19 protein-coding genes and 1 pseudogene are annotated in these 22,170 nt (G+C 70.3%); 7 read left to right on the top strand and 13 right to left on the bottom strand.

The annotated features are described in order from the left end of the window. Positions 1-11: 11 nt before the first annotated feature. Positions 12-1,445 carry an FAD-binding oxidoreductase gene (locus tag SK854_RS35865; protein WP_319979584.1) on the bottom strand — a complete coding sequence of 478 codons (1,434 nt, stop codon included), beginning with the start codon at positions 1,443-1,445 and terminating at the stop codon, positions 12-14. Between the two features lie 130 nt (positions 1,446-1,575). Between SK854_RS35865 and SK854_RS35860 the strand changes: the two genes are divergently transcribed. Beyond that, a complete protein-coding gene (locus tag SK854_RS35860) occupies positions 1,576-2,934 on the top strand; it encodes an alpha/beta fold hydrolase (protein WP_319979583.1) in 1,359 nt (452 codons plus the stop codon). Here the strand turns inward: SK854_RS35860 and SK854_RS35855 are convergent. From SK854_RS35855 to SK854_RS35820, 8 genes are all read right to left on the bottom strand, one after another. Further along, the gene (locus SK854_RS35855; RefSeq protein ID WP_319979582.1) at positions 2,907-3,797 is read right to left on the bottom strand and encodes a quinone oxidoreductase family protein; all 891 of its coding nucleotides are present in this window, start codon (positions 3,795-3,797) and stop codon (positions 2,907-2,909) included. The genes SK854_RS35860 and SK854_RS35855 overlap by 28 nt on opposite strands. Beyond that, positions 3,782-4,648: a dioxygenase family protein gene (locus tag SK854_RS35850; RefSeq protein ID WP_319979581.1), complete on the bottom strand. Its 867-nt coding sequence runs from the start codon at positions 4,646-4,648 to the stop codon at positions 3,782-3,784. Before SK854_RS35850 ends, SK854_RS35855 begins: the two co-directional genes overlap by 16 nt. 3 nt (positions 4,649-4,651) lie before the next feature. Beyond that, positions 4,652-5,419, bottom strand: coding sequence for a citryl-CoA lyase (locus SK854_RS35845; protein ID WP_319979580.1), 768 nt, complete (start codon positions 5,417-5,419; stop codon positions 4,652-4,654). A 61-nt stretch (positions 5,420-5,480) separates the two neighbouring features. After that, positions 5,481-6,611: a CaiB/BaiF CoA transferase family protein gene (locus SK854_RS35840; protein WP_319979579.1), complete on the bottom strand. Its 1,131-nt coding sequence runs from the start codon at positions 6,609-6,611 to the stop codon at positions 5,481-5,483. Beyond that, the gene (locus SK854_RS35835; RefSeq protein WP_319979578.1) at positions 6,611-8,029 is read right to left on the bottom strand and encodes an amidohydrolase family protein; all 1,419 of its coding nucleotides are present in this window, start codon (positions 8,027-8,029) and stop codon (positions 6,611-6,613) included. The genes SK854_RS35840 and SK854_RS35835 overlap by 1 nt, the downstream gene beginning before the upstream one ends. Before the next feature lie 84 nt (positions 8,030-8,113). After that, on the bottom strand, positions 8,114-8,920 hold the full coding sequence (locus SK854_RS35830) for an IclR family transcriptional regulator domain-containing protein (protein ID WP_319979577.1): 807 nt from the start codon (positions 8,918-8,920) through the stop codon (positions 8,114-8,116). A gap of 27 nt (positions 8,921-8,947) precedes the next feature. Beyond that, complete coding sequence (locus SK854_RS35825) at positions 8,948-11,428, bottom strand: excinuclease ABC subunit UvrA (protein WP_319979576.1); 2,481 nt, start codon at positions 11,426-11,428, stop codon at positions 8,948-8,950. A 9-nt stretch (positions 11,429-11,437) separates the two neighbouring features. Beyond that, positions 11,438-12,412, bottom strand: coding sequence for a TerC family protein (locus SK854_RS35820; protein ID WP_319979575.1), 975 nt, complete (start codon positions 12,410-12,412; stop codon positions 11,438-11,440). Positions 12,413-12,615: 203 nt separating this feature from the next. Between SK854_RS35820 and SK854_RS35815 the strand changes: the two genes are divergently transcribed. From SK854_RS35815 to SK854_RS35795, 5 genes are all read left to right on the top strand, one after another. Continuing rightward, complete coding sequence (locus tag SK854_RS35815; RefSeq protein ID WP_319979574.1) at positions 12,616-13,614, top strand: MerR family transcriptional regulator; 999 nt, start codon at positions 12,616-12,618, stop codon at positions 13,612-13,614. Between the two features lie 127 nt (positions 13,615-13,741). Further along, the gene (locus SK854_RS35810) at positions 13,742-14,569 is read left to right on the top strand and encodes a CPBP family intramembrane glutamic endopeptidase (RefSeq protein ID WP_319979573.1); all 828 of its coding nucleotides are present in this window, start codon (positions 13,742-13,744) and stop codon (positions 14,567-14,569) included. Next, the gene (locus SK854_RS35805; RefSeq protein WP_319979572.1) at positions 14,566-15,690 is read left to right on the top strand and encodes a sensor histidine kinase; all 1,125 of its coding nucleotides are present in this window, start codon (positions 14,566-14,568) and stop codon (positions 15,688-15,690) included. The genes SK854_RS35810 and SK854_RS35805 overlap by 4 nt, the downstream gene beginning before the upstream one ends. Next, a complete protein-coding gene (locus SK854_RS35800; protein ID WP_319979571.1) occupies positions 15,687-16,343 on the top strand; it encodes a response regulator transcription factor in 657 nt (218 codons plus the stop codon). Before SK854_RS35805 ends, SK854_RS35800 begins: the two co-directional genes overlap by 4 nt. A gap of 60 nt (positions 16,344-16,403) precedes the next feature. After that, a complete protein-coding gene (locus SK854_RS35795; RefSeq protein ID WP_319979570.1) occupies positions 16,404-17,612 on the top strand; it encodes a GDSL-type esterase/lipase family protein in 1,209 nt (402 codons plus the stop codon). On the opposite strand, the gene SK854_RS35790 is transcribed toward SK854_RS35795, so the two are convergent. From SK854_RS35790 to SK854_RS35780, 3 genes are read right to left on the bottom strand one after another with little or no spacing between them, the layout of a single operon-like run. Beyond that, positions 17,609-18,172, bottom strand: coding sequence for a hypothetical protein (locus SK854_RS35790; protein WP_319979569.1), 564 nt, complete (start codon positions 18,170-18,172; stop codon positions 17,609-17,611). The genes SK854_RS35795 and SK854_RS35790 overlap by 4 nt on opposite strands. Next, positions 18,169-19,521, bottom strand: a complete 1,353-nt coding sequence (locus SK854_RS35785; protein ID WP_319979568.1) for a hypothetical protein — start codon at positions 19,519-19,521, stop codon at positions 18,169-18,171. Before SK854_RS35785 ends, SK854_RS35790 begins: the two co-directional genes overlap by 4 nt. Continuing rightward, a complete protein-coding gene (locus SK854_RS35780) occupies positions 19,518-20,279 on the bottom strand; it encodes an ABC transporter ATP-binding protein (protein ID WP_319979567.1) in 762 nt (253 codons plus the stop codon). The genes SK854_RS35785 and SK854_RS35780 overlap by 4 nt, the downstream gene beginning before the upstream one ends. A gap of 119 nt (positions 20,280-20,398) precedes the next feature. Here SK854_RS35780 and SK854_RS35775 point away from each other — a divergent pair. Then, positions 20,399-21,027: pseudogene (locus tag SK854_RS35775) on the top strand (8-oxoguanine DNA glycosylase OGG fold protein). On the opposite strand, the gene SK854_RS35770 reads toward SK854_RS35775, so the two are convergent. Continuing rightward, positions 21,024-22,169, bottom strand: a complete 1,146-nt coding sequence (locus SK854_RS35770) for a helix-turn-helix domain-containing protein (RefSeq protein WP_319979565.1) — start codon at positions 22,167-22,169, stop codon at positions 21,024-21,026. The pseudogene SK854_RS35775 and the gene SK854_RS35770 sit on opposite strands and share 4 nt — an antisense overlap. Position 22,170 lies beyond the last annotated feature (1 nt).

The raw sequence follows: 22,170 nt of genomic DNA, 5'->3' as shown, positions 1-22,170 counted from the left end.
CTGGCTCGGTGTCACCGGGAAACGGCCTGTGCGAAGGCGAACACGTGGTCCGGGTCGTACTTCGCGGCGACGTTCTGAAGCCGGGCGAGGTTGCCGCCGTAGTACGCCTGCGCCCACTGCGGCATCTGCGGGTCGATGTAGTTGACGTAGCCGGTGTCGCCGACCAGCGCGCCGAGGCCGTCGCGGATCCTCGCGAGCCTCGTGCGCGCCTCGTCGGCGGCCTCGGGCGGTGTCTTGAGGTAGATCTGGACGTTCGCGAGAGCCGTGCGATGCGGGAACGCGGTGGCGTCCGGCGCGACGTCGGCCACCGCGCCGCGCAGTCCGTCGAAGATCAGGTACGTCTCGTCCGACTGGCCCGCCAGCAGGTTCACCGCCTTCGCCGGGTCACTGATCGGCTCGCGCACCACGCGGGAGGACGCCACCGCCGACTCCCGGGCGATCGGGCCACCCGCGAAGTACTGGGTGGCCTCGGCGTAGGTCTGCGGCTGGATGAACCGGGAGGCGGGGGCGGGCAGGCCACCCAGCAGCGCGGCCAGGTCGCTGACCGAGCCGATGAAGCAGCCGCCGATCCGGCAACTCGGCTGGGCACCGCCGCGCACGACGACGTTGGACCACAGCTCGTTGGGTGCGTCCGCGATCCACGTCTGCCACGCGCCGAGAGCGTCCGCGGCACCGGTCGGGTACGACAGCGAGAAGACGGTGACGTCCGGCGCGGGCACGGTGGCGAACACGAACTCGGTGACGATCCCGAAGTTGCCGCCACCACCGCCGCGCAACGCCCAGAACAGGTCGGGCTCCTGCTGGGCGGACGCGGTGAGCAGTCGCCCGTCCGCTGTCACGACCTGTGCCGACACCAGGTGATCGCACGTGAGCCCGTGCTTGCGGGAGAGCACGCCGATGCCGCCGCCGAGTGTGAGCCCCGCGACGCCGACGGACGGGCACGTGCCGGTCGGCAGGCACCGGCCGGACGCCGCCAAGGTTTTCGCCACGTCACCGAGCGCGGCGCCGGAACCGACGCGGACCTGGTCACCCGGCAGCACCTCGACACCGGCCAGCCCGCGCACGTCGACCTGCAGGCCACCGGACGGCGACGAGTACCCGGCATAGCTGTGGCCACCGCTGCGGGCGGCGAGGGCCACCCGTCCGCGAGCCGCCTCGACGCACGCCTGCACGTCCGCGGCAGAACCGACCTTGGCGACGGCGGCGGGTTTCTGGCCGTCCCACACGGGGTTGAAGCCCTGGTAGGCGAACCCGTCGTCGCCCGCCAGCACGAGCCGGCCGGACAGCTTGGAACGCAAAGCGGTCCAGTCGGGCGGTCCACTCGGAACGGACGAACTGGACGGTGGCGGAACCGGGGAGGTGGGGGAGGTGCAGGCCGCGAGTGCGGCACCGGCACCGGCGAGGCCCGCGACCTTCAGAAACCTGCGTCGATCCACCCGGCCCATGGTGGCACGCCATGATCACCCGCGCAGGTCGTACGACCTGAGGTGGACTTCCCTCCCCGACCGCAGCGTGATGACCGCTGACGAGCCGTAGATCCACTCTCAGGTGGTGACCTTTCGCAGCAGTGCACGAATGACGGCGGTGGCGGCGGTCGCGGGGATGATCCCGCTGACCTTCGCCGCTCAAGCCCAGGCGACACCGGACCTCGGGTGGGGTGCGTGCGACAAGCCGGTCGCGGACGGAGTCGAGTGCGGCACGCTCACCGTGCCGATCGACTGGGCGAAACCCGGCAAGGGCACGGTCGGGCTGCGTGCCTACCGGCGGAAGGCCGAGAACAGCAGGGGAACCGTTCTGGGCTTCCCTTCCGGACCGGGACAGCCCGGCGACTTCACGTTCGGGACCCTCCGGCCCGCTCTGCCCGGCTACGACCTGATCGCCCTGGATCCGCGCGGCGTCGGCGAGAGCCACCCGATGACCTGTGACGTCGACAAGATTCTCAAGATCCCGTACGTGCCGCCGACGGACGCCGGGGCGTTCGAAACGCTCAAGAAGAACCAGAAGGCGTTCTGGTCCACGTGCACGACAGGCGTCAAGAATCTCGACAACCACCTCGACGCCTACAGCACCGCGAACGACGCCGACGCGTTGCGCAAGGCTGTGGGTGCCAAGCGGGTCAACGTTTATGGCCTGTCGTACGGCACATTGCTGGCTGAGCGGTACCTGGAGAAGTTCGGGCAGCACGTCGACGGCTCGATCATCGAGGGCGTGATGAACCCGGACCAGGACCGCAGGGAGTTCATGACCACGGCCGCGGCGGGAGTCGAGGCGATCTTCGCGAAGTTCACCCAGTGGTCCGCCGAGACGCCGGACAGCGCGTTGCACGGCCAGAACCCGGCCGACGTGTTCCGCAAGGCCCAGCAGAACGCCGGCGGTCTCCCGGGCAAGTTCTTCGGCTTCCCGTGGTCGGACGTCATGATCACGCGCTATTTCGAGATCTTCGCGCCCCGCGACTTCGCCGAGGTGGCGAAGGGGCTGCGCGATCTCGCCGACGGACGCAACCCGTTCCCCGACGAGCCCGGCGGTGAGCCGCTGCCCCAGAGGTTCGAGTACGCGGACCCGAACACGTGCTCGGACTGGCCGTTCGCCGTGCCGTCCGCGGAAGAGGCCCGCTTGGATCTGGCGTCGGCCAGGAAGGCCGCGCCGGTCGTCGGGTACTCGACGAACTCCAGCAACTACAGCTCGATCTGCGTCGGCGGCCCGAAGACCGGGCGGCCCAAGCCGGTGTCCTCGCGCAGCACGCACCCCACACTGCTGCTGAGCAACTCGCTCGACCCGGCGACGCCGAAGGTCTGGGCGGACGCGGTGCGGAAGCAGCTGGGACACAAGGCGATCCACGTCGTCACCGATCAGGTCGGCCACGGCGGCGGCATGGACGACCCGGTGACGCTGAAGAAGGTCCAGGACTACATGGCCAGCACGACCCGGCCGTGAGCCCTGCGGTGCCAGGCATCCGTGACGTCGGCGAGCGGCACCACCTCGTGATCGACGGTGAGCGCGCCCTCCGCGGCGTGCCGGGCGATCACTGAGATGGCGTCGGCACGCTGCTGCGAGGTCAGCTCGTTGTTCGTGTAGCCGGACAACCGCAACGACCGGCTGCGCAACGTCGACGAGGTGATCGGCGACGTCTCGCCCGCCGAACCGCCGAGATTCACCCACCGGCCGCCTGGGCGCAACGCCCGGGCGGCCGCGGCGGCGGGTTCCCCGAACAACGGGTCGATCAGCAGGTCAGCGCTCTGAGCACCCACGTCTTCCAGCGTGACCACGACGTCGGCTCCGGCCCGTGCCGCGCGGTCACGGCCTTCCTCGGACCGCGCCGCGGCGATCACCCGCCCGGCACCGGCGAGACGCGCGAGCTGGATCGCGGACTGCCCGACCGCGCCGCACCCGAGCACGATCACGGTCTCCCCGGCGACCAGCTCACCCCGCCACGTCAACGCCATGTACGCGGCGACAGCCGACAACCCGAGCGCGGCCATCAGGACCGGATCGACGTCCGGCAGGAACACCAGATCTTCCTGGCGCGCCACCGCCTTCGCGGCCATGCTGCCGTCTCCGGGAGCCATCCCGGCAGTGGTGGGGAACCACACGGTCCGTCCGTTGACCGCCCCGATCCCTTGCACGCCGGGCACGTACGGCGTCGCGGGCACCCCGAAGTAGGAGGTTCCACTGGCGCACAACAGGTCCAGCGGCGTGATGGGCGCCGCGAGCACGTCCACGACGACCTCGCCGGAAGGCTCGCCCCGGTCAGCGAGCGACGGCGGCTGACCGGGACGAACGACTAGTGCGGCGCGCACGGCTGCAGGACGAAGTCGTACTCGGCGAGCACCCAGGGCACCTCGGACAGTCCGCCGTCCGGGGTGACGCCGGGTTCGCGCGGCACGAACCTGACCACGAGCTCCTGCTTGGTGCCGAACACGACGTCGCTGTCGAGGTACTCGGCGCCCTCCTCGAACAGGTGCGTGATCAGCGGCTCGAACCCGTCCGCGGTGAGCAGGAAGTGCACGTGCGCCGGCCGGAAGTGGCTGATCGCGGTCTGCTCGATCAACGCGCCGACCGGCCCGTCCATCGGGATCGAGTAGCCCTTCGGCGTGATCGTCCGCACGCAGTAGGAGCCGTCCGGTTCGGCCCGGTACTTCGCCCGCAACCGCGCCTCGTCCACGTCGAGCTGGGCCTCGTAGGCGCCGTCGGCGTCGGCCTGCCAGACGTCGAGCACGGCCCCAGGCACCGGCGACCCGTCGAGCGAACGCACGGTTCCGGTGAGGTAGAGCGGAGTTCCGGTCACGTCGTCGGACATGTCGCCGCCGAACCCGAGCTCGGGGGAGCCGTCGATGTGGAACGGCCCGAGCACGGTCGCCGGCGTCGCTTCCGGCGCGAACTGGTGGTTCATCTGCACGACCAGCATGCTCAGCCCGAGCACGTCGGAGGCCAGGATGAACTCCTCGCGCTTCTCGTCACTGATCTGCCCGGTGGCCGTGAGCCACTGAATCGCGGCCATCCACTCGGCCTCGGTGAGCCGCACCTCGCGGGCGAAGTCGTGCAGGTGCCGGACGAGCGCGGTCATGAGCAGCGCGGTCCGCGGGTCCTTCGCGGTGGCCCAGCGCTGCTCGGCGAGCGCGGTGATGTTGTCCTCGGTGACGAGCTGCATTGCTCACTCCTCGACAGGTGCTACGGACCTGGTGTTCTCATCGACGGAAAGGAAGATCTGGTTGGCGACGGGATTGCGCAGCTCCTCCGCGAGCTGCCCGATCAGTCCGGCGGTGCGGGCCAGCAACGCGAAGCCCCGCAACAACTCCAGCGGAAGGCCGAGGTCGGCCAGCACCGCGCCGCACGTGCCGGCGCCGTTGAGCGGCAACGTCTTGCCGAGCACCTGCGGATGAACTCGCCCGATCGCGGCGAACAGCGAGAGGTGCGGCCCGACCAGGCCCTCCTCCTCGGCGATCTCGAACAGGCGCGGCGTGCGGGGGTCGCCGTTCTTGTGCACGTGGTGGCCGAGTCCGGGAATGCGCGCTTTTCCTTGCGCCCGAATGGTTTCCAACGCGAGGGCGTCCCAGTCCTCCCGGGGTGCGTGTGCGCTGACCACTGCGTTGAGGAACCGGCCCGCGTCCTCGGTGACTCCGAGGAACCGCGAACCGCCGCCCAGCAGCCCGGCGGCGAGCGCGCCCTGCACGGAGTCGGGCGCGGACAGGAAGGTGAGGCGGCTGACGATCGCGGTCGGCGTGAACCCGTGGTCGGCGAGCGCGGCCAGCACCGCCTCGAACAGCCGCGTCTCGCCGGGGCTCGGCCTGCGCTGGGTGGCGAGCCAGAACGCCAGCTCGCCGAACCCGACGGTGCCCATCACGTCCCGCGCGAGGTCCTGCCCCAGCAACGTGATCGTGTCGGGTGTCGACGCGCCGAGCGCCGTTTCATAGACGGTCAAAGGTTCTCCTCCGGCCTGGCGGCGAGATCGGCGTCGTGGTCGCTCAAGTCCGGGCGGACCGTCACTGCTCCTCCTTCAGCCACGCGCGCAGCTCGTCGCCGTGCTCGTCCAGTTCCGGTGGCGGCAGTTCGTAGACGGCCGGGGTCTCCGAGAAGCGGATCGGGTGCCGGGTCGTCGGCACGTCCCCGACCACCACGACCGGGTCGAGCCCGAACCGTTCGGCCATCGCGAACCCGCCGTCGATCGTGTTGATCGGCCCGCACGGCACCCCGGCCGCCACGAGCAGGTCGAACCACTCGACGGCGCCACGTGTTCGCAGCCGTTCCAGCAGGATCGGCCGCAACTCCTCGCGGTTGCGCGTGCGGTCGGCGTTGCGCGCGAACCGCGGGTCGTCCGGCACCTCGGACAACCCCAGCACCTCGCACAACTTCCGGAACTGGCCGTCGTTGGCGGCCGCGATGATCAGGTCGTTGTCGGCGGTCGGCAGCGGCTCGTAGGGGAACACGCTGGGATGCGCGTTGCCCATCCGGAACGGCACGACCCCGCCCGCGACGAACGCCGAGCTGTGGTTCACCAGGCCCGTCAACGCCGACGACAGCAGGTTCACCTCGACGAGCTGGCCCTGCCCGGTCTGATCGCGGTGGCGCAGTGCCGCGAGGATGCCGATCACGGCGTGGTTGCCCGCCATCACGTCGAACACCGAGATGCCCGCGCGGTACGGCGGCCCGTCCGGATCACCGGTCAGGCTCATCAGCCCGGAGATCGCCTGCACCATCAGGTCGTAGCCGGGAACGTGCTTCCCGTCCCCGGAACCGAATCCCGTGATCGACGCGTAGATCACCCGCGGGTTGCCGGCGCTGACGCTCGCGTGGTCGAGCCCGTACTTGGCCAGGCCACCGGGCTTGAAGTTCTCGATCACCACGTCCGCGCGCCGGGCGAGCTCACGGCCCAGCGCGGCGTCTTCCGGCGAGCGCAGGTCGAGCGCGATCGACCGCTTGCCCCGGTTGACGCCGAGGTAGTAGGTCGAGACGTCCTCGCGCACCGGCGGCATCCACGTGCGGGTCTCGTCCCCGGCCGGACCTTCGACCTTGACGACCGAGGCGCCCATGTCGGCCAGCAGCATGGTCGCGTACGGGCCCGCCAGCACGCGCGAGAAGTCGGCGATGAGGAGGCCTTCGAGTGGACCACCCATCAGACGGACGTCCTGGTGTCGCCGCGGTACTCGGTGTAGGTGTAGGGGTTGTCCAGCACCTTGGACTCCGGGACGTCCGGGTTCATGCCCTTCGCCCACGCCTCCTCGCCGAGCTGCGCCCGCAGGTGGTCGACGGTGCCGGAGACCTGGGTGCGGATGGAGTCGAGGTCGACGCCGACGAGCTTGTGATCGCGCTTCACGATCCGCCCGTCGACGATCACGGTGTCCACATCGGACCGCTGCGCCTGGAACGCCACGTGTCCGTACGGGTTGAGGATCGGGAACATCGCGGGGGAGTTCTCGTTGCGCAGCAACACGACGTCGGCCTTCTTGCCGACCTCCAGGCTGCCGAGGTCGTCCGCGCGTCCCAACGCCCGCGCACCGCCCATCGTCGCCCACTCCACGACCTGCTGGGCCCGCAACGACGAATGCGTCACGGTGTCGTTCTTGCTGTGCGCCGCCATGTGCTCACGCGATCGGTCGGCGCCCAGCGTCGTGCGCATCGCGGAGAACAGGTCGCCGCTCCACCACACCGACGTGTCCATCGACAGCGACACCGGGATGCCGTGCTCGCGGATCGCCCAGGTGGGCGGGTAGCCCTGGCCCGCGCTCTGCTCGCTCTCGGTCGACACGGAGATCGACCCGCCGGTCGCCGCGATGCGGTGGTAGGAGTCGGCGGACAACGTCGCCGCGTGCACGTAGATCGACTGCGGCGTCATGAACCCGTTGTCGTACATCAGCCTGATGCCGTCGTCGTTCGTCGCGCCCCACACGCCCGCATGCGTCGTCACGGGGACGCCGAGTTCCCGCGCGACCTCGAAGGCGGCCTTCTCGGGGAACGACGGGTCGCCCGTCACGTCGAACGCGAGCTGGAAGCCCAGCATGTCGTCGCCGGTGATGCGGCGGGAGACGAAGTCCCGGAACTCGGGCGTGCCGGTCCAGGTGGCCGGGCTGTCCTGGATGTTCCCGTACGCCAGCACGAACCGGCCGGGCACCGCCTGCAACGCGTCGACGGCGGCGTCGGCGTGCTCGGTGGTCTGCAGGCCGTGCGACCAGTCGACGGTCGTGGTGACACCGGCGTCGAGGGCCTCGGCCGCACCCAGGAGGTTGCCGGCGTGGATGTCCTGCGGCCGGAAGACCTTGCCCCACTCCAGGTAGTACCAGACGAAGTACTGCGTGAGCGTCCAGTCGGCGCCGTAGCCGCGCATCGCCGTCTGCCACATGTGCCGGTGCGTGTCGATCATGCCCGGCATGACGATGCCGTTGGTGGCGTCGACCTCGACGGTCCCCTCCGGCACCTCCAGCCGGGGCCCGATCGCGGCGATCCGGTCGTCCACCACGAGCAGGTCGTGATCGACGAGGGGCGCGCGGCCGTCCATGGTCAGGACAGTGCCGTTTCTCAGGACGACGGAACTCATCGGGAACTCCTTGACCGTCTGGCGGACAGGTGTCCGTTGAATCGTCAACCTTCAACGGCCTCAGGTCAACCCTCAGGTCAATCCTCAGGACGCGACGACCTCGTGCGGCACCGTGCCGAGCCGGGCGAAGTCGGCGCTGATCTCGCCCGCGACCTGCAGCAGGAGGGGCAGGTGGTGCTCGACCATGTGCTCGACCGACGTCTCGGACGCGTGGCAGTTGACGTTGATCCCGGCGACGACCGTGCCGTTCCCGTCGCGCAACGGCGCCGCGACCGACCGGATGCCCAGCGCGAGCTGCTCGTCGGTCAACGCCCACCCGCGCGCCCGCACGTCCCGCAGTTCGGCGTCGCGCTCGGCCGCGTCCGGTCGCCACTTCGGCGTCAGCCCAGACCGGGTCGGCTGCGCGAGCACGGCCTCCAGTTCGGCCGGCGACAACGCGGCGAGCTGCACCTTTCCCAGCGAGGTCGGCAGTGCCGGGAACCGCGTGCCGATCTGCACGGACAGCGTCACGATCTTCGGCACGGCCACGCGGGCGACGTAGATGATGTCCGACCCGTCGAGCTGCGCGATCGACACCGACTCGTTCGTGCGGGCGCACAGGCGCTCCATGTGCGGGCGCGCCACGTCCCACAGGCCCATCGAACGCACGTACGCGACGCCGAGTTCGAGCACCCTCGGCGTGAGCGCGAAGCCGCTCTCGTTCTGCCGCACGTAGCCGAGCTCGACCAGCGTCAGCAGGATGCGGCGCGTGGTCGGCCGCGCGAGCCCGGTGGCCGTGGCGACCTCGCTGAGCGTCATCACCGGGCGCAGCGGCCGGAACGCGCGGATCACGTCCAGGCCGCGGGCGAGCGCCTCGATGAAGTCGGGGCCGGTGTCAGGGCGAGCAGGCATGGGCCCACGGTATCGGACACTTGTCCGTTAATGCGTGAGGTGTTTGCCGAGGTACTGGCCGGTGAGGCTCTGCGACGCCTCGACGAGGTGCTCCGGTGTGCCGGCGGCGACGATCGTGCCGCCCGCCGCGCCACCGCCGGGACCCATGTCCACGACGTGGTCGGCGTTGGCGATCATGTCGAGGTCGTGCTCGATCACGACGACCGTCGCGCCCCTGTCGGTGAGGCGCCCGATCACCGACAGCAGCGTGCGGACGTCGAGCGGGTGCAGGCCGACGCTGGGCTCGTCCAGCACGAACAGCGCGTCCGCCTGGTCGCGGTCGAGCTCGGACGCGAGCTTGAGCCGCTGGGCCTCGCCGCCGGACAACGCGGTCGTGGCCTCGCCGAGCGTGAGATAGCCCAGGCCCAGGTCGAACAACGACCGCAGCCGGGTGCGGACCCGGCGCATGTCCCCGACGTGCTCGACGGCCTGCCGGACGGTCAGCGCGAGCAGTTCGGGCAGCGTGAGCCCGTCGTCGGCGCGGCGGTACTCGCTCGCGGCGGGGGAGTAGCGGGTGCCTTCGCAGTCCGGACAGGCGATGTCCACGTCCGGCAGGAACTGCACGTCGAGCGAGACCTCGCCGGTGCCCTCACAACGCGGGCAGCGCAGTGAACCGGTGTTGTAGGAGAAGTCGCCGGCGGTCAGCCCGTCCGCGTTGGCCGCGTAGGCGCGGCGGAGGTCGTCCAGCACGCCGCTGTAGGTGGCGACGGTCGAGCGGACGTTGACGCCGATCGGGGTCGCGTCGACCACGTTCACGCGCGTGACGGCACCGGCGTCGATCTTCGCGACCCACGCGGGCAGCGGGGCGCCGGAGTTCTTGGCCTCCAGCGCCGGCACGAGGCTTTCGAGGACCAGCGTGGTCTTCCCCGACCCCGAGACACCGGTGACCGCGGTCAGGCGCCCCTGCGGAAGGTCGAGGTCCAGGGCGTGGACGGTGTGCAACGGGCGCGTGGCGAGGTGGATGCGCCCGTGCTCGAACATCTCGTCCGCACCGACCCGAGGCCGCACGACGACCGGTTCGCGGCCCACGAGAAAGCCGCCCAGCAACGAGTCCGGATTCTCCGCGAGCGTTCGGACGTCTCCGGTCGTCAGGACCCGTCCGCCTTCCGCGCCGGAACCGGGGCCGATCTCGATCAGCCAGTCGGCCTCGCGCAGCACCTGGACGTCGTGGTCCACCAGCACCACGGAGTTGCCGTCCCGCAACAGGTCCCGCACGACGCCGAGCAGACCGTCCACGTTGGACGGATGCAAGCCGATGGACGGCTCGTCCAGGACGTAGAGCACGCCGGTCGTCTGGTTGCGCACCGCCCGCGCGAGCTGGACGCGCTGCCGTTCGCCGGTGGACAGGGTGGAGGACGCCCGATCGAGGCTCAGGTACCCCAACCCGAGTTCGACCAGCCGTCGCGCGGTCTCCAGCAGCTGGCTGACGATGCTCCTGGCCATCGCGATCATGTCCGGCGGCAGGGACTTCTCGACCAGCGGCGCCCAGGCGACCAGGTCGTCCAGGGTCAGGGCGGTGGCCTCGGCGAGATTGATCCCGTCGACGCGCGGCGCCAGCGCCTGCTCGCTGAGCCGGGTGCCGTGGCACGTCGGACAGGTCTGGGTAGTGATGAACCTGTTGACGCGGTTCAGGCCGCGTTCGGTGGTGGCGTTGTCCAGCGCCTCCTGAACGGCCAGCCTGGCGTTGCGGTAGGTGAAGTTCAGGTCGAACAGCCTGCCGTTCTTGGACGGCACGCGGATCTTCCGCTTCTCCGCCGGGCCGTGCAGGACGATCTCGCGCTCCTGGTCGGTCAGATCCGCGAACGGCACGTCGGTGCGCACGCCGAACTCCCCGACCACCTCGGGCATCACGGCCAGCCCGAACAACGACCACGGCGCGACGGCCCCGCCCGCGATCGTGAGCGACGGATCGGGGACCAGCCGGGCCTCGTCGATCTCCCGGACCACGCCGGTGCCGGTGCAGTGCGGGCACGTGCCGTCGGAGTTGAACGCCAGCGCCTCCGCACCAGGAGCGGAGAACGTGACACCGCAGACCGGGCAGGTCAGCGGCACCTCCATGGCCACGTCGATCGTCGGCGCCTGCGGGTGGCCGTTCGGGCAGCGGTGCGAGGCGAGCCGGGAGTACAGCAGGCGCAGCACGTTGAGCAGCTCGGTCGAGGTGCCGAACGTGCTGCGCACCCCCGGCACGCCAGGCCGTTGCCGCAGGGCGAGCGCGGCCGGGACGTGCCGCACGCTGTCGACGGCCGCACGCGGTGCCTGGGACATCCGGCGCCGGGTGTACGTCGACAAGGCCTCGATGTAGCGCCGCGATCCCTCCGCGTACAGCACGCCCATCGCGAGCGACGACTTGCCTGAACCGGACACGCCGGCGATCGCGACGAGCTTGCGCAGCGGCACCGTGACGTCGACGTCGCGCAGGTTGTGCACCCGCGCGCCGCGCACCTCGATGGCCAGAGGCTGTTCCTGCATCCGTCGAACCTACGGCCTGGAGACCGTTTCCTCCGTGCGACGCGAGCGAAGACTGGTCAGCGTGACGACGCCCAGCGTGACCACGATGACGCCCAGCGAGACCGGCGTAGGGATCGTCGGCACGGCCGGCCAGACGCCATGTGCCCAGTGCAGCACCAGCTTCACCCCGATGAACGCCAGGATGATCGCGAGGCCGTGGTTGAGGTGCACGAGCTTGGCGAGCAACGACTGCAGCACGAAGTACAGCGCGCGCAGGCCGAGCAGCGCGAACGCGTTGGTGGTGAACACCAGGTACGGGTCCTCGGTGATGCCGTACACCGCGGGCACCGAGTCGATCGCGAACACGACGTCGGTCGCGAAGATCGCCACCACCACGATCGCGAGCGGGGTGAGCGCCCTGCGACCGTTCTCGCGGACGATCATCTTCGTGCCCCGGTAGTCGTCGGTGACCGGCATCAACCTGCGCAGCAGCCGCACCGACCGCATCTTCGAGGTGTCCTTGGCCTCCGGGTGACCGGCGAGCGCCGTCTGCAGGATCTTCACCGCCGAGACGAGCAGCACGAGCCCGAACACGAGGAACGCCCAGGTCCCGGCCGACAGCATGGCGGCGCCGGCCGCGATGAAGATGCCGCGCAGCACCAAAGCGCCGACGATGCCGTAGAGCAGCACGCGTTGCTGGATCTCCGCCGGCACGCTGAACGCGGCGAGCAGCAGCATGAAGACGAACAGGTTGTCCACCGAGAGGGACTTCTCGACGACGAACCCGGTGACGAACTCCAGCGACTGGCCGCTGCCGAACTGGAACCACAGCCAGAGACCGAACACCAGTGGCAGCGTCAGGTAGAAGACCGACCACCCCGCGGCCTCCTTGACGGACACCTCGTGCGGGCGGCGCGTGACCAGGAAGTCGACCACCAGCAGGGCGAGCAGCGCCGCGATGCTCACGAACCACAAACCGGGCGACGCCACGGATTCCACGGACACACGTCCTCCTCGAACATGATCGTTCGAGGTCTCCTTCACCCGGTGCGGGTGGCCTCCCGAGGACGTCATCGGACGTCCGTACTGACCGGGCAGGCGCTTGGGAAGTACTCCCCTCGCCGCGAAGCATAGGTAAAGCAATGGTAAAGATCAAGCTGGTGCCCGGGGCTTGCGTCTCAAGCGGCTTGAGGTCCGACACTGGCCTCATGAACGACATCAGGCTGTACGCGATCGGAGAGGTGGCGCGGCGCACCGGGCTCAGCGTCAGCGCCATCCGCTTCTACTCCGACGAGGGAATCGTGGTGCCCGCCGACGTCACGGCGGCCGGGCATCGGCTCTACGACGTGCACGCCATCGCCCGGCTGGAGTTCGTCAGCACGTTGCGCGAACTGGACGCGGGCCTCGACGACATCCGGCGGCTGCTGGAGGGACGAGTGACGCTGTCCGACCTCGCGACGGCGCACCTGTCCCGGTTGGACGACCAGGCCCGCCGCATCCGATCGAGGAAGGCCGTGTTGCGGACGATCGCCCGGCAGCACACCGAGGCGGAACAGGTGATCCTCATGCACAAGCTGGTGGGAATGTCCGACGACGAGCGCGACCGGCTGTTCGACGACTTCTGGAACGAGATCAGCGAGGGCCTCGAAGTCAGCCCCGAGTTCCTCGGGATCATGCGCAACGGCCGTCTGGTCCTGCCGGACGAGCCGGCCACCGAGCAACTGGAGGCGTGGATCGAGCTGGCGAACCTCCTGCAGGACGCGGACTTCCGCCGCGACGTGAAGGAGGCGCTGCGCGAGACCTTCTCCTTGCCCGACGCCGCGATGATGACGTCCGCGGAGATGGTGGGCGTGTTCGAACGGGGAGGCGCGATCCTCGTGCGGGCGCAGGAGGCGCAGCGATCCGGTGCGCCCGCCGACTCACCGCTGGGGCGCGAGATCGCCGGTCTCTACGCCGCTCACATGGGGGAGATCACCGAGATTCCGGACAGTCCCGAGTACCGCGCGAAGCTGGCGGCCGACGTGCTCGGCATCGAACAGATGTACCTGGGGTCGCTCGAGGAGGCCGCCACGTCCACCGATCCGTACACCCGGTACCAGTCGCTGGTGGCGATCATCGACGGGACCGCGCAGGAGGCCGCCGAGTTCATGCCGTTCGCCTGGCTGTCCGCGGCGCTGAACGCTGCTGCATCCCCGTGCAAGCCGTGACCGGGAAGGTGTCAACTCGACGAAAAGCGTGTCGAGTTGACACCTTCCGTGTCCCCCGTAGGAGCTACACACGAATGTCCACCGCACGGGGACGTTGCGGAGGCGTGAAATCCCTAACGTTCCGGCCATGCGATTTCTGAAGCAGTTTCTCCTGGTCGCGGCCGTCTCGTTCGCGGGTGGCGTCGGCGTGCAGGCGTTGGGGTGGAACGCGCCGCTCACGCTGGTCGCCGGCATCGTCGCGGCGGCCCTGGCACTCGCCGCGTACGCCTGGGTGGTGCGCAGGACCGAACGCCGTGAGCCCGCAGAGGTCTCGTTGAAGATCGCCGCCGGCGCTCTCGGCCGCGGTGTCCTCGTCGGACTCGCGATGTTCGGGGCGGTGATCCTCAACATCGCCTTCCTCGGCGGCTACGAGGTGCGCGGCTGGGGTTCGGTGTCCGGCATGATCGCGATCTTCGGGTTCATGGTCGCCGTCGCGGTGACCGAGGAGCTGATGTACCGAGGCGTCGTGTTCCGCATCGTCGAGGAGCGCCTCGGCACGTGGCTCTCCCTGGTCCTGAGTGGACTGGTGTTCGGCTTCGCGCACATCTTCAACCCGAACGCCACGGTGTGGAGCTCGCTCGCCATCGCGATCGAGGCAGGCCTCATGCTCGGCGCCGCGTACGTGGCCACCCGCAACCTGTGGGTGCCGATCGGGGTGCACTTCGCGTGGAACTTCGCCCAGGGCGGCATCTTCAGCACGAGCGTCTCCGGTCAGGACGCTCCGCAGGGGCTGCTGGACGGCGTCACGTCCGGTTCCGCGCTCGTCACCGGTGGGGCGTTCGGGCCGGAGGCCAGCGTGTACTCGGTGCTGGCCGGCCTGGTCGTCACGGCGGCGTTCCTGTGGCTGGCCAAGCGCCGCGACAACATCGTGCCGCGCCGTGGCCGTGCCGCGTCGGCCGCTACTCTCGCCGCGTGATCAGCCTTCAGCGGTGGCGCGCCTGGGACGTTCGCGTCCAGGACGCGCCACTGGCGTTGCTGCTCGCGCTGGCATCGCTGGTGCCCGCGTTGCACGACAAGGGCACCCAGCTCGGCGGGTTGCCGAACCGGCCGTTCGACGCCCTCACGATCGCGGTGATCGCGTTCGAGTGCCTGCCGCTGGTCGTCCGCCGGAAGTGGCCTCTCGCCTGCCTCGCGCTGGTGTCGGTCGCGTTCGCCGTCGACCAGCTGCGCGGCTACCACACCGTCGCCGGCACGGCGCTGTCGATAGCGTTGATCAGCGCCGGGCTGCACCTGTCGCACCACCGGCGCGGCACCGTGATCGCGCTCTCCGCCGGGTACGTCGGGTTGGCCGTCGCGCTCGACCTGAACGGAGCCACGGAAGGCGTGGCCGGGTTCGTCACGTTCTACCTGGCGGTGGCCGCCTTGTGGGCGATCGGCGCGTGGCTGCGGCTCTCGCGCAGTGCCGAGGAGGAACGCCGCCGGCACGTCGCCGTGGCGACCCGTGTCGCGGAACGGACGTTGATCGCCCGCGAGCTCCACGACGTGGTGACCCACCACGTGACGGCGATGGTGGTGCAGGCGGAGGCCGCCCGGTACCTCACCGCTGCCCCCGAGCGGCTGGACCAGACGTTGCAGGCGATCACCGACACCGGCCGCCGGTCGCTGACCGACCTGCGGCACCTGCTCGACCTGCTGAATCCCGACCACAGCACGGAAACACTCGGGGACCTGCGCACGCTGGTCGAGCAGACCCGGCTCGCCGGGCAGCCGATCGAGTTCGCGGAGGAAGGCGAGGTGGTGCGGGACGCGGGCAGCGCCGAGGCCGTCGCGTACCGGGTCGTGCAGGAAGCGTTGACTAACGCGCTGAAGTACGCGCACGGCAACCAGACGAACGTGTACGTGCGTTACGGCGAAAGGGAGATCACCGTGGAGGTCGGCACCGAGGGCGCCAGGTCGTCCACACCCGTCGGAGGCAGCGGGCGCGGCCTGGCGGGGCTGCGCGAGCGCGTCGACGTGCTGGGAGGCGAGTTCTCGGCGGGGCAGCGGGACAGCGGCTTCGTCGTCCGCGCGCGCATCCCCGCGGGGAACCCGGCGTGACCGCACCGGTCCGGGTGCTGGTGTGCGACGACCAGGCGCTCATCCGCACCGGGTTCGCCACGATCATCGACGCCCAGCCCGACCTGGAGGTCGTGGGGGAGTGCGGGGACGGACGCGCGGCGGTCGAACTGGCCCGCAGGCTCGATCCGGACGTCGTCGTGATGGACGTGCGCATGCCGGTGCTCGACGGCATCGGGGCGACCCGGCTGCTGGCGGGCGCCGGTGTGCCCGACCCCGTCAAGGTCCTCGTGGTGACGACGTTCAACCTGGACGAGTACGTCTACGAGGCGCTGCGGGCCGGTGCGAGCGGGTTCCTGCTCAAGGACGCGCCCCCTGCCCAGCTGCTGCAGGGCATCCGGACCGTCGCGAGCGGCGCCGCCCTGCTCGCGCCGGAGGTGACGCGCCAGCTCGTCGGCAGGTTCGCGGCGCGCATCCGGCCGGCCGAGGAGGTCGCGCAGACCCAGCTCGCGCCGCGTGAGCTGGAGGTGCTCAGGCTGATCGCGGAGGGCCTGTCCAACAGCGAGATCGCCGCGGCGCTGGTGATCAGCCAGGAGACGGTGAAGACGTACGTGTCCCGCATCCTCACCAAGCTCGACCTGCGCGATCGCGTGCAGGCCGTCGTCTACGCCTACCGCCGCGGCCTGGTGACCTGAGCCCTTACCGGGTAATCACAAGACGTGACGTGATCGTCACGAAGCGATAAGAACCTGGGTATGAGAATCCCTGCCATCGTGTCCACCGTTCTGGCCGTGGGCGCGCTTCTGACACCAGCGGCCGCGGCCGACCGTCCCCTTTGGTTCACCTCGTGGGCGCAGTCGCAGCAGCACCTCGCCCCTGTGACGTTGCACGACCAGTCGATGCGGATGATCACGCACCTCAGCCAGGGCGGCAGTGCGGTCCGGATCCGGGTGCAGAACACGTTCGGCACGCGGCCGTTGACGATCGACCGCACCACGGTCGCTCTGAGCGTCGGCGGCGCGGCGGTGGAGGGCGCGCGCGATGTGACGTTCGGAGGCCGTCGCGCGGTCACGATCCCGGCCGGAGGCGAGCTGTGGAGCGACCGGACGACCGTGGCCACCAAGCCCGGCACCGATCTCGCCGTGAGCATGCACGTCGCCGGTGACGTCGTGCCCGGCCGGCACGAGTCGGCGTTCCGCGAGAACTACCTGACCCCGTCCGGCTCGGGCGACCACACCACCGACACCGGTGCCGCGTACACCGAGAAGACCCAGTCGACCTATCTGGTCAGCGCGGTCGACGTGTTCAACCCGGTGCTGAAGGGGACGATCGTGCCGTTCGGCAGCTCGGTCGTCGACGGCGTGGGCAGCACCAACTGCGGCCCGGGCTGCACCGAACTCGGCACCAACAAGCGGTGGGCCGACGTCTTGGCCCGCCGGATCGTGGCCTCGTCGCGTCCCCAGCTCGCGGTCGCCAACGCCGGCATCAGCGGCACCACGAGCGCCGTCTGCCCGAACACGCCGACGCCGTTCGTCGGCCTGGATGCGTTGTCACGCCTGGAAAGGGACGTCCTCGCGCTGCACGGCGTCACGGACGTCATCTACTACTACGGCACGAACGACCTCGCGAACGGCTGCACCACCGCACAGATCATGATCAGCTACCGCACCGTGTTCGAACGGCTGCGCAAGGCCGGGATCGACGTGCACGTCACCCCGATCACGCCTCGACCTGGCTACAGCGACCAGAACAACGTGGACCGCCACGCCGTCAACGACTTCGTGAAGCGCGGCGGCGACTGCTCGGACACCTGCGCGTCGGTGCAGGACTTCGACCAGGTGCTGGAGGACCCGATCAGGCCGAACGCCGTCAACCCGCGGTACGACACGGGTGACGGCGTGCACGCGAACATCGCGGGGCAGCAGGCGATCGCCGACTACATCGCGCTGGAGGACCTGGGCTAGCGCCGCCCGCCGCGTGCGCTGTAGGCGACGACCCCGGCCACGAACAGCACCGCCGCGGTCCACGTCGTCGCCGCGTCGCCCGGGGAACCGAGCGGCCACGTGACGATCCGGCCGGTCAGCGACCCGCTCGGCGGCATGATCGCCGCCACCGCCCACCACAGCACGGGGGCGGTGGCGGCGAGCCGGGCGCCCGCCACCGTCGCCGCCAGTCCGGCCAGGCCGACCATGCCCGCCGTGTCGCGCACGACGAACGCCGCGTCGAAGCGCTCAGAACCGAGTTGCTGCACCAGGAACACCGATGCCGTGGCCACCGCCGTGGCGAGCAGGAGGTGCCCGAGCCTCCACATCGGCCAGGGGACCGCGGTCGACCTGTCGAGTTCCGGGTCCTGGCCCGCGAGGCCGGCCGTGGCCACCAGCACGGCGGCCAGCGATGTCAGTGAAGCGCTCAACGGCGTCCACGGCGAGTGGAGCGCCGACCAGGCGATCAGCACCACGACAGGCAGGAGCACCAGCGCCGCGGGCACCGCGCGTGACTGCGCGTACAACGCGAGCGGCCTCATCGGCTTGCCTTCAGCACGTCGAGCACGCGTTCGGAGTCCTGGCACGTGAGCAACATCTGCCGTGCCCGCGCCACCCGGTTCAGCTGTTCCTGCGCGGACTGGCCGCGGAACTGCTGCCAGGCCTGGTCGATCTGCGCACGCAGCCTGTCGCTGTTCCACATGAGAGGTTCGGAGGCCAGCTCGGCCAGTTCGCCGTTGAAGTAGCCGGCGGTCAGGTAGCGGACGACGCCTTCGTAGGTGTTGAAGCTGTTCGGGCCGGAGCATCCCGCCACGCCCGCTCCGGAGAGCAGTTCGAGCCGCAGCTGGTCGTCCGTCATGGTCAGCACGCGGGGATGCCCCTGCGACCGCACGTAGACGGTCTTCTGATCGCGTTGTGGCGCGGTGAGGTGCGCCATCGCCGACGTGTCCTCCCTGATCTCGGTGGGCGCGTCCGGCAGGACGGCGAGCTTGGCCAGCACGTCCCGTCCCACCGCGGCGGTCCTGGGGAGGTCGTCCGAGTGCGCCTGGCTCAGGCACACCTTCCCCTCGCAGACCAGCCTGCTCGCGATCGAATCCGCCACGAGCACGTCGGAGTACTTGACCGGCATGATCGACAGGGCGAGCACGACGGCCAGCCCGGCCGGCACGAGTGCCGCGAGCCGTCCGAGATGGGTCCGTGCGACGAGCAACAGGAACGCCGTCACGCCCAGGCCGGTGAACCACGCGATCTGGCCGAGGTCGACGGAGGCCGAGGTCGTGACGAGGTCGGAGCTCGGCGCGTCCATGACGGGCGTGAGCAGGGCCAGAGGGGAGATCTCGTCACCGGGGGTGGTGACTTCGAGCGCCCGTCCGGCCGTGGTCGCGACCATGAACGTCGCCACCAGCGCCACCGGCGCGGTCAGCGGGTGCGGCAGGAGCCGGCCGACCGCGAGTCCCAGAAGGACACTCGACGCGAGGGCGAGCACGACGGTCACCAGGAGCGGGACGAACCCGGCGGAGACGAATCCGCCGCCCAGCGCGACGTTGGCCACCAGTCCCGCGCAGAGCAGCGCCGTCGCGACCGCGACCACGCCCGCCACGGCGGAGGCGAGCGTGCCGAGCCGGACCCAGCCGGGACGGGAGGTGGCGTCGAACAGCTCGGTCACCCGCGCACGGCTGTCCCGCATGCCCTGGAAGACGGCCAGTCCCACGACGAGCGCCCACACGTAGGCCAGCGGCAGCCGGAGCCCGAGCACCGCCGACGTCGAGTTGCCCGTCCACCGCACGCCCGACGACATGACCAGTGCGAGCATTCCGGTGCCGGAGACCAGGACGAGCAGCCCGGCCCACAGCGCGGTCGAGCGCCGTAGTTCGATGCGCAGCGCGGTCACCAGGCACCCCCGGCGGGATTCGCGCTGATCAGCGCCGAGTAGCCGCGCTCGATCGGGGTGTCGCCGACGTGCGCGGCCGTTCCCGCGGCGGTGAGATCGGCGGGAGTTCCCTGGAACACCAGGGATCCCTCCGACACGAGCACCACGTCCGTGCACGCCGCCGCGACGTCCTCGACCAGATGCGTCGAGATCAGCACGCAGGCCTGCTGGCCCAGTTCGGCGACGAGCTCGCGGAACCGCAGCCGTTGCGCGGGATCCAGCCCGACCGTCGGCTCGTCGAGCAACAGGACCTCGGGGTCGTTGACGATGGCCTGCGCGATGCCGGCCCTGCGGACCATGCCGCCGGACAACGACTTCATGCGGTCCTCGGCGCGGTCGGTCAGCCCGACCCGCTCCAGCGCGGTGCGCACGGCACCGGGAATCCGCGCGGGCGGCACTTCCTTCAGCCACGCCAGGTACTCCACGAACTCCCGCACCTTGAACCGCTTGTAGTAGCCGAAGTGCTGTGGCAGATAACCGAGTCTGCGTCGCACGGTCCTGAGCTTGCCGTTCGTTGGCGTGCCGAGCAACGACAACGTCCCCGCGGTAGGAGATCGCACCGTCGCCAGCGTGCGGATCAGCGTCGTCTTGCCCGCGCCGTTCGGGCCGAGCAGCCCGTGCACACCCCGGCCGAGCCTCAGGCTGAGCCCGTTCACCGCGTTGCGGCCGTTGCGCCCGCCCACGCGCACGACCAGGCTGTCGGCTTCGATCGCCTGCATCCCGTTCTCCCTCAACTGGTCCGGTCTTGATGGGCAAGACGGCGTTGGGGCATCTGAGGTTCTCGGAATGCTGTGACGCCGGTCACCGCGCGGGGTAACGGCGGCCGGCGTGGTGCGCCATGCGGGCGGTTCCCCGGTCGCCTCGTGACGAGACCGTCCTGGAGCACCACTCGGTCCTGATCAGGACCGAGTGGTGGCGTGACGAGCTCGGCGCGCGCCACCTTCCCGGCAGGCCGCCGAGCGGAGACCGGCTCACCAGGGCTGACGTCTGGGCGCCGGGCGATGACGTGTTCACCCTGCTGTGGCGGACGCTGGCCTGGGGATCGGGCAGCTATCTGCGGCTGAACGCGCGCAGGCTCACCAGCATCGCGGCGGACGTTCCCCGCTGCGAGAACCTGCTGACCAGGGCTGCGGACCTGTCCACAGCGCTCCGGCCTCCGCGTTCGCGCTGCTCAGGCCGGGGAACAGCAATGCGATCCGGTACCTGGGCCCGTCGTTCTTCACCAAGTTCCTGTACTTCGCCGGTGGGGGAGCGCCGGACCACCCGTGCCTGATCCTCGACCGCGTCGTGGCGACCCGGCTGCGAGACCGGTGCGGCTGGACCTCGCTGCATCGCGAAGGCCCCTGGCCGGCGGAGACCTACGAGCGCTACTGCGGTCTCCTGGCGAGGTGGGGCCAGGAGACCGGCCGAGCGCCCGACGAGATCGAGCTCAAGCTGTTCAATAGCTTCAGTGTTGACCGAAACTAGTCCTTCGACGGAGGCAGGCCCACCGCGAGCGTCAGTTCCAGAACCCGCAGCGGAGACCCGAGATCCGGGAACAGGTCGCGAAGCTGCCCCATCCGGTACCGGACGGTCTGCGGGTGCACGAACAGAGCCGCCGCCACGTCCTCCCGGCGGCCCTGGTGCAGCAGCCAGGCGCGCAACGTCTCCTCCAGTTTCTGCGCGGAGGTGGCCGGCAGTGCCAGCAACGGGGCGAGCGCGCGTGCTCGCAGGTCGGCGTACGCGTCGGGGTCGGCGCTCAGCACGAGAGCGGCGAGGTGGTCTTCGGTGTCGCGGATGTCCAGAGAGAGCGAGCGCGCGCGTACGGCCCGTGCGTACGAGGCGGTGGCACGCGTCCATGGGCGTGCCGGGCCGACGACGGCGGAACGGCTGACGAGCTGTCGTAGCAGGTGGGAGCGGTCGGCGTCGGGGACGAAGAGCACGCCGGTGGAGTCGGGCAGGTCGTCCAGGACCAGTGTGCCGGGGTCGAGCAGGCGGTAGGCGGGGCGGGCCTGGAAGGCGGGCAGCAGGACCGCGGTCAGCGTGGTCGGCGGCTGCCATCCGGCCCGTTGCGCGGCAGCCTGGAGGACCTCGGTGCTCGAACCGGCCAGCAGGTCGCGGGCGAGTTGTTCGAGGTGACGCTCGTGTGCGAGGCCTCGTGCGGCCAGTTCGTCGGCGTGGCCCGCGGCGCTCGCGGCGGAGAGTTCGTCGATGTAGGCGAAGGTCAGTTCGGCGAACTTCGCCACCTCCGCGGCGGGCAGACCCGCTGGTACGGCGCCTGCGGCCAGGCCTCGCCACGCCACGCGGGCGCCGACTCGGTAGGCGCTCAGCAGGGCGTCCATCGAACGGCCGTCGCGCACCTCGCCGCGGCCGAGTTCGTAGGCCGCGTCACCGGCGCCGCCGCCTCCGCCCGCGCCGCTGGCGAGGTCCAGGTAAGCTCCCAGCGCCGTGCGGACGGCGCGGCGGATGGTGCCGCCCATGCGTCCGGAAAGTGCGTTCGCGTAGCTCGGCACCTCGTCGATGATCGCCCGGACCACCTCGTCGGCGGTCGTCCTCAGGACGGCCCTCAGCGCGGTGACTGTCTTCTCGTCGAGGGCCAGTTCGGTGGCCCTCCGCATTGCGTGACTCACG

The sequence above is a fragment of the Lentzea sokolovensis genome, from assembly GCF_033949975.1.
Classification (GTDB): domain Bacteria; phylum Actinomycetota; class Actinomycetes; order Mycobacteriales; family Pseudonocardiaceae; genus Lentzea; species Lentzea sokolovensis.
Note: the sequence above shows the minus strand (reverse complement) of the source record. Positions and strands in the feature narration are given on the sequence as shown.

Excerpts from the sequence above, each read along its gene's own strand:
- SK854_RS35860 (WP_319979583.1), top strand. The coding sequence starts at position 1,576 with ATGACGGCGGTGGCGGCGGTCGCGGGGATGATCCCGCTGACCTTCGCC.
- SK854_RS35810 (WP_319979573.1), top strand. The coding sequence starts at position 13,742 with ATGCGATTTCTGAAGCAGTTTCTCCTGGTCGCGGCCGTCTCGTTCGCG.
- SK854_RS35835 (WP_319979578.1), bottom strand. The coding sequence starts at position 8,029 with ATGAGTTCCGTCGTCCTGAGAAACGGCACTGTCCTGACCATGGACGGC.
- SK854_RS35850 (WP_319979581.1), bottom strand. The coding sequence starts at position 4,648 with ATGCAGCTCGTCACCGAGGACAACATCACCGCGCTCGCCGAGCAGCGC.
- SK854_RS35830 (WP_319979577.1), bottom strand. The coding sequence starts at position 8,920 with ATGCCTGCTCGCCCTGACACCGGCCCCGACTTCATCGAGGCGCTCGCC.
- SK854_RS35780 (WP_319979567.1), bottom strand. The coding sequence starts at position 20,279 with ATGCAGGCGATCGAAGCCGACAGCCTGGTCGTGCGCGTGGGCGGGCGC.
- SK854_RS35865 (WP_319979584.1), bottom strand. The coding sequence starts at position 1,445 with ATGGGCCGGGTGGATCGACGCAGGTTTCTGAAGGTCGCGGGCCTCGCC.
- SK854_RS35795 (WP_319979570.1), top strand. The coding sequence starts at position 16,404 with ATGAGAATCCCTGCCATCGTGTCCACCGTTCTGGCCGTGGGCGCGCTT.
- SK854_RS35840 (WP_319979579.1), bottom strand. The coding sequence starts at position 6,611 with ATGGGTGGTCCACTCGAAGGCCTCCTCATCGCCGACTTCTCGCGCGTG.
- SK854_RS35790 (WP_319979569.1), bottom strand. The coding sequence starts at position 18,172 with ATGAGGCCGCTCGCGTTGTACGCGCAGTCACGCGCGGTGCCCGCGGCG.
- SK854_RS35825 (WP_319979576.1), bottom strand. The coding sequence starts at position 11,428 with ATGCAGGAACAGCCTCTGGCCATCGAGGTGCGCGGCGCGCGGGTGCAC.
- SK854_RS35815 (WP_319979574.1), top strand. The coding sequence starts at position 12,616 with ATGAACGACATCAGGCTGTACGCGATCGGAGAGGTGGCGCGGCGCACC.